At 73.8% G+C, this 10423-nt stretch carries 11 protein-coding genes; 10 read left to right on the forward strand and 1 reads right to left on the reverse strand.

All coding sequences use genetic code 11. The features are described 5' to 3' along the window. Positions 1-66: 66 nt before the first annotated feature. From ACZLKG_RS05280 to ACZLKG_RS05290, 3 genes are read left to right on the forward strand one after another with little or no spacing between them, the layout of a single operon-like run. A complete protein-coding gene (locus tag ACZLKG_RS05280) occupies positions 67-450 on the forward strand; it encodes an ArsR/SmtB family transcription factor (RefSeq protein WP_425709080.1) in 384 nt (127 codons plus the stop codon). Next, entirely contained in the window at positions 447-1022 is a 576-nt protein-coding gene (locus tag ACZLKG_RS05285; protein ID WP_425709079.1) for an SRPBCC domain-containing protein, read from the forward strand. The genes ACZLKG_RS05280 and ACZLKG_RS05285 overlap by 4 nt, the downstream gene beginning before the upstream one ends. A gap of 38 nt (positions 1023-1060) precedes the next feature. Next, positions 1061-1768, forward strand: coding sequence for a VOC family protein (locus ACZLKG_RS05290; RefSeq protein WP_425709078.1), 708 nt, complete (start codon positions 1061-1063; stop codon positions 1766-1768). Positions 1769-1846: 78 nt separating this feature from the next. Here ACZLKG_RS05290 and ACZLKG_RS05295 read toward each other — a convergent pair whose 3' ends face one another. Continuing rightward, positions 1847-2740: a DUF3097 domain-containing protein gene (locus ACZLKG_RS05295; RefSeq protein ID WP_425709077.1), complete on the reverse strand. Its 894-nt coding sequence runs from the start codon at positions 2738-2740 to the stop codon at positions 1847-1849. A gap of 318 nt (positions 2741-3058) precedes the next feature. Here ACZLKG_RS05295 and hrcA point away from each other — a divergent pair, with 318 nt between their 5' ends. The 7 genes from hrcA to era all read left to right on the forward strand — a co-directional run bounded on the left by hrcA (position 3059) and on the right by era (position 10275). Continuing rightward, on the forward strand, positions 3059-4075 hold the full coding sequence (gene hrcA, locus ACZLKG_RS05300; protein WP_425709076.1) for a heat-inducible transcriptional repressor HrcA: 1017 nt from the start codon (positions 3059-3061) through the stop codon (positions 4073-4075). A gap of 93 nt (positions 4076-4168) precedes the next feature. Then, a complete protein-coding gene (dnaJ, locus tag ACZLKG_RS05305; RefSeq protein ID WP_425709075.1) occupies positions 4169-5302 on the forward strand; it encodes a molecular chaperone DnaJ in 1134 nt (377 codons plus the stop codon). Between the two features lie 16 nt (positions 5303-5318). Continuing rightward, positions 5319-6296 (forward strand): RsmE family RNA methyltransferase, encoded by a 978-nt coding sequence (locus ACZLKG_RS05310; RefSeq protein WP_463648168.1) that lies wholly within the window; start codon positions 5319-5321, stop codon positions 6294-6296. 74 nt (positions 6297-6370) lie between these two features. Beyond that, a complete protein-coding gene (locus tag ACZLKG_RS05315) occupies positions 6371-7468 on the forward strand; it encodes a PhoH family protein (RefSeq protein ID WP_425709073.1) in 1098 nt (365 codons plus the stop codon). Next, positions 7465-7917, forward strand: a complete 453-nt coding sequence (gene ybeY, locus ACZLKG_RS05320; RefSeq protein WP_463648169.1) for an rRNA maturation RNase YbeY — start codon at positions 7465-7467, stop codon at positions 7915-7917. The genes ACZLKG_RS05315 and ybeY overlap by 4 nt, the downstream gene beginning before the upstream one ends. 7 nt (positions 7918-7924) lie before the next feature. Further along, positions 7925-9265: a hemolysin family protein gene (locus ACZLKG_RS05325; protein ID WP_425709071.1), complete on the forward strand. Its 1341-nt coding sequence runs from the start codon at positions 7925-7927 to the stop codon at positions 9263-9265. Continuing rightward, positions 9262-10275: a GTPase Era gene (gene era, locus ACZLKG_RS05330; protein WP_463648170.1), complete on the forward strand. Its 1014-nt coding sequence runs from the start codon at positions 9262-9264 to the stop codon at positions 10273-10275. The genes ACZLKG_RS05325 and era overlap by 4 nt, the downstream gene beginning before the upstream one ends. Positions 10276-10423 lie beyond the last annotated feature (148 nt).

Below are 10423 nucleotides of genomic sequence, written 5' to 3' on the forward strand. Positions count from 1 at the left end.
CAGGGTCGTCCCGCTCGACGTCGCCACCCCTTGAATGCATGCCGATACGGGTATATATTCGACCTCATGGCCCGAGCAGCGACGACGTCGGACGTGTTCAACGCGATCGCCGAGCCGCAGCGCCGCGCCATCCTCGGGCTCCTCCGCACGCGCGAACGACCGGTGACAGAGCTGGCCTCGGAGCTGAACATCACGCAGCCCGGGGCGTCCAAGCACCTGCGGGTGCTCCGCGAGGTCGGCCTCGTGCGGGACCGACGCTCGGGGCAGCAGCGCATCTACTCCCTCGATGCGCGCGGGCTGCGACCGGTGCACGAGTGGACGGGCGGGTTCGAGCAGTTCTGGCAGGAGTCCTTCGATCGGCTGGACTCGTACGTCCAGCAGCTCGAACGCACGGAGCACGAGGAGCGTGTCCGACCGGAGATGCCGTACAACGACGAGGAGCAGACGTGAGCAGCACCGATGACGCAGGGACCGCACGATCCGACACTGCCGACCGCGAGGTCGCCATCTCCCGCCTGATCCACGCACGGCGCGAGCTGGTGTTCCGAGCGTTTTCCGACGTACGGCACCTCGCGCAGTGGTGGGGCCCGGACGGGTTCACCACGACCACCCGGTCGTTCGACTTCCGCGTCGGCGGCGTCTGGGACTTCGTCATGCACGGCCCGGACGGGACCGACTACCCCGAGTGGATCACCTGGACCGAGATCGACCCGCCGGCGCGGATCGTGCTGCTCCACGGCGAGTACCGCGACGATCCGAGCTCCTTCACGTCCGTCCTCACCTTCACGCCGCAGCTCGGCCGTGGGGGCGGGGATGTCGATGACGCCGCCGGTCGCACCGGCGCCGATGCCGAAGGTGCAGACACCGAGCACGGCGACGTCGAGCACACGCTGATCGAGATGCGCACGGTGTTCCCCACCACGGCCCTGCGCGACGAGGCGGTCGAGAGCCACGGCGCGATCGAGGGCGGTCGGCAGACGTTGGGCAACCTGGCCGTCTACGTCGAGCAGCGTCTGAGGTAGACCCTGCGCCCCACGCTCGCGGCCGCTACCGTTCCCGCATGGACATGCTCATGGGCGAGCAGATCGCCGCGGCCGACCTCGCGCAGTGGCGCAAGCTCGCCCAGGGGCTGCACGCCCGCTACCTGGTCGACGACTTCGGTACCGCCGTGCGGTTCGTGGCCGCGATCGGTGAGGCGGGCGACGCGGTCGGCCACCACCCGCGCGTCTCGATCGGCAGGGGCTACGTCGATCTGGAGCTGGTGAGCGACGACGCCGTCTTTCGTGACGACGACGGCGAGGAGCACGTCGTCGAGTGGGTGACGAACAAGGACCTCGACCTGGCCCGGCGCATCACCGACATCGCCGGCGGCCACGCCGTCACGGCCGACCCCACCGCCGTCGGGGAGCTCGAGCTCGGTCTCGACACCACCCGGTCCGCCACAGTCGCGCCCGTGTGGACCGCCCTGCTGACCGGGAACGCCGAGGACCGGGGCCGCGGGACGCCGTCGGGCGACGAGATCCGGGACGCCACCGGGCGGGTGCCGAACCTGTGGTTCGGCGACGGCGAGGCGCAGCAGCGGTTCCACCTCGAGGTCTACGTCGCGCCCGACGTGGTCGAGCAACGGATCGCCGCGGCCCTCGCCGCCGGCGGGACCGTCGTCGACGACGCATCCTCTCCCGCCCTGACTGTCATCGCCGACCAGGACGGCAACCGGGGCGTCCTCTGCGCCGACACGTCATCCGTCGGCCCCGTGGGCCCGGACTGAGGCCCGGGCGCTGCGCGGTGTACGAGGAGCGCCGCGCGATGAGGGCCGCGCGGCCGGCCGAGGACCGTCCTGCGTCACCTACTCCGGCACCCCGGTGACGAAGTCGATGAGCTCCTCCACGCGCCCCAGCAGCTGGGGAGAGAGGTCGGCGTAGGTCCGCACCGAGCCGAGGATGCGCTGCCAGCCGCGCGCGACGTCGCCCTGGTCGGCGTGCGGCCACCCCAGGGCCCTGAGCGTGCCCACCTTGATGTCAGTCCCGCGCGGCACGTGCGGCCACTCCGTGAGCCCCACCCGCTCGGGCCGCACCGCCTGCCAGACGTCGACATAGGGGTGACCGAGCACGAGCACGTGCTGGGCGGCGCCGCCCAGCCGGCGGCGCGCGTCGTCGACGATCCGCGTCTCCTTCGAGCCCGCCACGAGGTGGTCGAGCAGCACGCCCGCCCGTCGGGCCGGTCCTGGCCGGAACGCCGCGAGCACGTCCGCGAGGTGATCGGCGCCCTCGAGCTGCTCGACGACCACCCCCTCGACCCGGAGGTCGTCGCCCCACACGCGCTCGACGAGCTCGGCGTCGTGCCGGCCCTCCACCCAGATCCGCGACGCCCGCGCCACCCGGGCGCGACCGCCCTCGACCTTGAGGGAGCCCGACGCGGTGAGGTTGCGACCGCCCGCCGTGCGCGCGACGTCGGGCCGTGCCTGAGCGGCCGACACCTGCGGCGGTACGAGACGGACCGGTGCGCCGTCGATCCAGAACCCCGGACCGAGCGTGAACGAGCGGCGCCTGCCGAGACGGTCCTCGAGGGTCACGAGGTGCATCCCGCCGGACTTCTCGATCCGGGTGATCGCCCCGACGAACCCGGTCTCCACGTCCTCCACCACGAGGCCCCGCTCGGCGGGGACGTCTCGCGTGACGGGTCGCCGGCGCGGGTCGGGACGGGGGGAGGCGAGGACGTCGGGTCCGTATCGGTCGGTCACCGGCCGAGGGTACGTATCAACCACCGCCCGACGGCGGAGCCCGCCCACGGGGCGGGTCGCCACGCGCTGGGGGAGTGCCGGACGAGCCGCGCCGCGGACCTGTGGCGGAGCCCGCCCCGCGGCGCCAGCCCGGTGGTGCGGTTCACGGCGGCATCCGCCGCTCACCGCGTACGATTGGCACTCAGAGGTGTCGAGTGCTACCTCGACGGTGCCGGGCGCGCCCCCGGCAGCCGCGTCGAGCCGGGCCCGCGACCCTCAGCGACCCGAGCGGGCGCCGGTCGGCGGCCCGACCGGGAGGACGTCGATCGAGGAGGTGCCATGTCGACCGAGGACCGCCGCCTGCGCGTGCTCCAGGCCATCGTCAGCGACTTCGTGCGCACCTCGGAGCCCGTGGCCTCGCGCGCGCTCGTCGAGCGCCACCACCTCGACGTCTCGCCGGCCACGATCCGCAACGACATGGCCGCCCTCGAGGAGTCCGGCCACATCGCACAGCCCCACACGTCCGCGGGCCGAGTGCCCACGGAGAAGGGGTACCGCGCCTTCGTCGACGAGATCGCCACCCTCAAGCCGCTGTCCGGGGCCGAGCGTACGGCCATCGAGACACTCCTCGGCCGCTCTGTCGATCTCGACGACGTGGTCGAGCGCACGGTGCGCCTGCTCGCGCAGCTGACCAACAACGTCGCCGTCGTCCAGTACCCGTCGCTCAGCCGCACCTCGCTGCGCCACCTCGAGCTCGTCCCGCTCGACGAGCGCCGGCTGCTCATCGTCATCATCACCGCGGCGGGCCGGGTCGAGCAGCGCACCGTCGAGATCCCGTCCGAGTCGGACCTCGTGGACATCGCCGAGCTCGGTGCCCGGCTCAACCTCGTGTGCGCCGGCCTGCCCGCCCGGGACATCGGCCCCGCGCTCGTCGACCTCGCCGAGCTGCTCGAGCCGAGCCGGCGCCCGCTGCTCGACGTCGTCGCCTCCGAGCTCAGCCGCGTGCTGGCCGAGGACTCCGAGGAGCGCATCGTGCTGGGCGGTACCGCGAACCTCGCGCGCGCCGGCACAGACTTCAGCCGCACCATCGGCCCCGTCCTCGAGGCGCTCGAGGAGCAGGTCGTGCTGCTGCGCCTGTTCGCCGAGATGGAGGCGGACCGGCTCACCGTGCGCATCGGCTCGGAGAACCACCACGACTCGCTGACGGAGGCATCGATCGTCGCGGGGGCGTACGGTGCCTCCGGCGAGGTCGTCGCGCGGGTCGGCGTGCTCGGCCCCACGCGCATGGACTATCCGGGCACGATGGCGGCGGTCCGCGCCGTCGCCCGCTACCTCTCCCGCTTCCTCGGCGGGTAGACCCGGGCCACCGACCGGCGCCGGGCCGCACGCCGCGGCACCCGGCCCGCCGCACCCAGCACCGAACCGAACCACTGCGACAGATTGCGACCTGTGAGCGACTACTACTCGATCCTCGGCGTGAGCCGTGACGCGAGCCCCGACGAGATCAAGCGTGCCTACCGCAAGCGCGCCCGCCAGCTGCACCCGGACGTCGCCGGGCCGGAGGCGGGTGACCAGTTCAAGGACGTGCAGCGCGCCTACGACGTGCTGCGTGACCAGGACAAGCGGCGCATGTACGACGCCGGGGGCGAGGACGCGCTGCGGGGCGGTGGTGCCGGGGCCGGTGCGGCCGGGTTCGGCGACTTCGCCGACATCTTCTCCCAGTTCTTCGGCGGCGCCGCCGGGGGAGGGATGCGTGGTCCCGTCCCGCGCGCCCGCCGCGGACGCGACTCCCAGATCGTGCTCGACATCGACCTCGTCGACGCCGTGTTCGGCTCGACCGAGGAGATCCCCGTCCAGACCGCCATCGTCTGCGGGACCTGCAACGGCACCTGCTGCCGGCCCGGCACCTCCCCGACCACGTGCACCACGTGCGGCGGGCAGGGTTCCGTCCAGCGCGTCACCCGCTCGTTCCTCGGCCAGATGATGGCGACGTCGGTGTGCCCGGCCTGCTCCGGGCACGGCACCGTCATCCCCGAGCCGTGCCAGGAGTGCGCCGGCGAGGGCCGCGTCCGTTCGCACCGCACGATCTCGGTCGAGGTGCCGGCGGGCGTGAGCACCGGCACGCAGCTGCGCCTGCAGGGCGAGGGCGAGGTCGGTCCCGCGGGCGGTCCTCCCGGCGACCTGTTCGTCGAGATGCGCGAGCGTCCGCACCCCGTGTTCCAGCGGCACGGGGACGACCTGCTGTGCACCCTGACCATCCCGATGACCGCCGCCGCGCTGGGCACCCTCGCCTCGATCGAGACGCTCGACGGGCCGCGGGACATCGACGTAGTGCCGGGCACCCAGCCCGGTGAGCGCATCACGCTCGAGGGACTGGGCGTCGGCCGGCTGCGCGCCCGCGGACGCCGCGGCGACCTCCACGTCGACGTCGAGGTCACGGTCCCGACCAAGCTCGACGACGAGCAGCGCGAGCTGCTCAGCAACCTCGCCAGCGCGCGGGGCGAGGAGCGTCCGGAGGCCCGCCTCACCAGCGCCGACAGCTCGATGTTCTCGCGCCTGCGCGAGCGCTTCGTCGGCCGCTGACCCGCCCGCGACGCCCATGACGCGGCCCGTGTTCCTCGCCGAGCCCGCCGAGCTCGCCGACGTGCGTGCCGGCGGCGTGGCGCACGTCCGCGGCCCGGAGGCGCACCACGCGGCGAGCGTGCGGCGCATCCGCAGCGGCGAGGAGGTCGACCTCGTCGACGGGCGGGGCCGCCGCGTGACCGGCGCCGTCACCGACGCCGCGAAGGACCGCCTCACCGTCTCGGTCACCACCGTGGTCGACGAGCCGGCCCCGACGCCGCGGCTCGTCCTCGTCCAGGCCCTCGGCAAGGGCGGGCGGGACGAGCAGGCCGTCGAGTCCGCCACCGAGCTCGGCGTCGACCGGGTCGTGCCCTGGCAGGCCGAGCGATGCGTGTCCCGGTGGGACGCGAAGGCCGACAAGGGCCGTGCGCGGTGGACCTCGGTCGCCGAGGGCGCGGCGAAGCAGTCGCGGCGGGCCCGCGTCCCCGCCGTCGACGCCGTCGTCACCACCGCGAGCCTCGCCGACGCCGTCGCGCGGGCCACCGGGGCGGGGGCCGCGGAGGCCTCGGGGCCCGGGGGGACCGCAGGGCACGGGGCGGGCGCGCCCGGCGCCGCCGGATCCGGAGCCACCGTCCTCGTCCTGCACGAGTCCGCCACCGAGCGGCTCGCCGCGCTCCTCGCAGCCGGCGCGGTCGCGCCCGGTCCCGCCGCCCCGGAGGTCCCCGTCCGGCCCGCGGCGGTCGCGCCCGGTCCCGCCGCCCCGGAGGTCCCCGTCCGGCCCGCGGCGGTCGCGCCCGGTCCCGCCGCCCCGGAGGTCCCCGTCCAGCACGCGGCGGCCGCGCCCGGCGAGGTGTGGTGCGTCGTCGGGCCGGAGGGCGGGATCTCCGACGCCGAGCTCGACGCCCTCGTGGCCGCCGGCGCGGTCCCGGTCAGGCTCGGTCCGCACGTCCTGCGCACCTCCAGCGCCGGGCCCGCGGCCCTCGCGGCGCTCGGCGCCGCCCTCGGCCGCTGGTGAGCGCCGGTCTCGCTACGATGGCCGAGTCCGCACCCGCCGACCCCCAGGAGTCTCGAGGGCACCGTCCCCGACCCATGAACCGCACCACCGACCACGGAAGCCCCGCGCCGGGCGACGACACCCGGCACCTGACGATCCCCGACCACCTGCCCCCCATGCTCCTGCTGGGCGCGAACGACGAGGTGCTGCGCGCCGTCGAGCGAGGCTTTCCCCAGGTGGCCATCCACGTGCGCGGCAACGTGGTGACGATGACCGGACCGGACGGCGACGTCTCCCTGACCGAGCGGCTGCTCGCGGAGCTCGTCGACATCGCGTCGGCCGGGCAGCCGTTGACGGCCGACGCCGTCGACCGGGCCACCGCGATCCTCACCGCCGGGGACACCCGGCCCGCCGACGTGCTCACCGCCGACATCCTCTCCTCGCGCGGCCGCACCATCCGGCCCAAGACGCTGGGGCAGAAGGCTTACGTCGACGCGATCGACGCCCACACGGTCACCTTCGGCATCGGGCCGGCCGGTACCGGCAAGACCTACCTCGCCATGGCCAAGGCCGTGCTCGCGCTGCAGCGCAAGGAGGTCACCCGGATCATCCTCACGCGCCCCGCGGTCGAGGCGGGCGAGCGGCTGGGCTACCTCCCGGGCACGCTCACCGACAAGATCGATCCCTACCTGCGGCCGCTGTACGACGCGTTGCACGACATGCTCGAGCCCGACTCCATGCCGGGTCTCATGGCCGCGGGCACCATCGAGGTCGCCCCGCTGGCCTACATGCGCGGTCGCACCCTCAACGACGCCTTCATCGTCCTGGACGAGGCGCAGAACACGACGCCCGAGCAGATCAAGATGTTCCTCACCCGGCTCGGCTTCGGCTCGCGGATCGTCGTCACCGGGGACGTCTCCCAGATCGACCTGCCCTCGGGCACCCGTTCCGGTCTGAAGGTCGTCCAGGAGATCCTGACCGGGGTCGACGACATCGCGATGTGCCACCTCACCTCCCGCGACGTCGTGCGGCACCGCCTGGTCAGCGACATCATCGACGCCTACGAGCGCTGGGACGCCCAGGCCGAGGCCGACGGCGAGCGCGAGCGGCGTGCGGCCGCCCGGTCCACCCGCGGTGCCGGCGGGCGAGCCGGCACCACTCGTCCCGTCCGACGCCGAGGAGTCGAGCAGTGAGCATCGAGGTCAACGACGAGTCCGGCAGCGGTGCCGACGCCGAGGAGCTCGCCGCGCTCGCCCGCTACGTGCTCGAGGAGATGCGCGTGCACCCGCAGGCCGAGCTGTCGATCATGCTCGTCGACGAGGACGTCATGACCGACCTCCACGTGCGCTGGATGGACGAGCCCGGACCGACCGACGTCCTGTCCTTCCCCATGGACGAGCTGCGTCCCGGCGCCGACGGCGAACCTCCCGTCGAGGGCACGCTCGGCGACGTCGTGCTCTGCCCGAGCGTCGCGGCCGCCCAGGCCCGCACGGCCGGACACTCGACGGCCGAGGAGCTCGGCCTCCTCACAATCCACGGCATCCTTCACCTGCTCGGCTACGACCACGCCGAGCCGGAGGAGGAGAAGGAGATGTTCGACCTCCAGCGTCGGCTCCTGCTGACGTTCCTGGCCGGGCGGTGACCCGGCCATGACCCCTCCGCATACCGGCGGCTCCCTGCTCGCCACCGCCCCGTCCGGGGCCGCGACCGCGTCCGACGCACCGCTGGTCGTCGTGCTCGGAGCCGCGGCCCTCCTGCTCGTCGTCGCCGCGCTGTTCTCTGCCGCGGAGGCGGCACTGACGCGCATCAGCCGGTCGAGCGTCTCGGAGCTCGAGCACGACGACCACCCCGCGGCGGCACGCGTCGCCGGCCTCGTCGAGCGCCGCGAGACCGGGCTCGCGGGCCTGATGTTCGTCCGCGTGCTCGTCGAGATGACCACCGCGGTCCTGCTGACGGTCGCCGCCACGACGGTGATCGAACCCTGGGGTCTCGTCGTGCTCGCCGCGGTCGGCGCGTGCGCGGTGGTGGTCGTCGTCGTGGCCGGGATCGGCCCGCGGCGCCTCGGCCGCCGTCACCCGGGGCGCACCCTGGCGCGGCTCTCCGTCCTGGTGGCGGCCGTGACCGCCGTCGCCGGTGCGTTCGGTCGCCTCGGCCGCGCGTTCGCCCCGGAGCGCGAGCGCTCCGAGGAGGATCTCGCGCAGGAGTCCGCCGACGAGCTCCAGCAGCTCGTCGACCGGGTCAACGACGCCGAGCGGCTCGAGGAGAAGGACCGCGAGCTGCTGGAGTCCGTGTTCCAGCTCGGCCGCACCTACGTCCGCGAGGTCATGGTCCCGCGCACCGACATGGTCTCCATCGAGGGCGACCAGCCGCTGACCAAGGCCCTCAACCTCTTCACCCGGTCCGGGTTCTCGCGGGTGCCCGTGCACGGCGACTCCCTCGACGACCTGCGCGGCATCCTCTACCTCAAGGACGTCATGCGGCGGGTGCACCGCCGCACCGACACCGAGCACGTCCTGTGCGCCGACGTCATGCGCGAGCCGTTCTTCGTGCCCGAGACCAAGCTCGTGGACGACATGCTGCGCGAGATGCAGACCCAGGCCGTGCACATCGCGATGGTCGTCGACGAGTACGGCGGCATCGCCGGCCTCGTCACCATCGAGGACCTGCTCGAGGAGCTCGTCGGCGAGATGGTCGACGAGCACGACCGCGCCGAGACCGTGGTCGAGGACCTGGGCGACGGTCGCTGGCGCGTCCCGGCCCGCACCCCGGTCAGCGACCTCGGCGAGCTGTTCGACCTCGAGCTCGACGACGACGACATCGACACCGCGGGCGGACTGCTCGCCAAGGTGCTGGGCAAGGTACCGCTGGCCGGTGCGTCGGTGGACGTCGACGGCGTGCACCTGGAGGCCGAGCGCGTGGAGGGCCGGCGGCGCCGCGTCTCGACGATCCTCGCGCGCCGGTCCGACCCCGACGAGGAGGAGGAGCGATGACGGACGTCCCGTTCCCGGGCGAGCCGGGGTCGGGCACCGAGCTCGGCGAGGACACCAACGCCCTGGCGGACCTCGACCTCGGCCACCTCGTCGACGAGGACTGGCCCGACGACCACCGCGCGGGCTTCGTCGCCCTGGTGGGGCGGCCCAACACCGGCAAGTCGACCCTGACGAACGCGCTCGTCGGCGAGAAGGTGGCCATCACCTCGGACCGCCCGCAGACCACCCGGCGTGCCGTGCGGGGCATCGTCCATCGCGGCGACGGCCAGATCGTCCTCGTCGACACCCCGGGCATGCACCGTCCCCGCACGCTGCTGGGGGAGCGGCTCAACGACGTCGTGCGCGAGACCCTCACCGGCGTCGACGTCGTCGCGCTGTGCCTGCCGGCCGACGAGCGGATCGGCCCCGGCGACCGGCACCTGCTCACCGAGGTCGAGGGCATGCGTGGCGCCCTCGTCGCCGTCGTGACGAAGACGGACCGGGTCGGGCGCGGGGCGCTGGCGGAGAAGCTGCTCGAGGTGAGCGGGCTCGCCGACTTCGCGGAGATCGTGCCGGTCAGCTCGGTGGCCGGCGACCAGGTCGACCTCCTGGCGGACCTGCTGCTCGCCCGCATGCCACTGTCCCCGCCGCTGTACCCCAAGGGCGCCACCGGGGACGAGGCGATCGAGCTGACGATCGCCGAGCTCGTCCGGGAGGCCGCGCTCGAGGGGGTGCGCGACGAGCTGCCGCACTCGATCGCCGTCGTCGTCGACGAGATGGTCGAGCGCGAGCGGGCCGAGGGCGACGACCGTCCGCCCGTGCTGGCCGTCCACGCGTCGGTCGTGGTCGAGCGCGACTCGCAGAAGGCCATCGTCATCGGCCGCGGCGGGTCCCGCCTGAGGGAGGTCGGCACGCGGGCACGCGCCGGGATCGAGGCCCGGCTCGGTCGGAGGGTGTTCCTCGACCTGCACGTGCGAGTGGCCAAGGACTGGCAGCGCGACCCCCGTCAGCTCGGCCGCCTGGGCTTCTGACAGCGCGCCGCACCGGTCGTCGAGCGTGCGGTTCCCGGTCGTCGAGCGTGCGGTTCCCGGTCGTCGAGTGTGCGGTTCCCGGTCGTCGAGTGTGCGGGTCCCGTGGACGCGGGACATCCGATCCAGGTGTGCGAAGCTAACAACCTAT

It is taken from the genome of Georgenia sp. Z2081 (assembly GCF_055326445.1).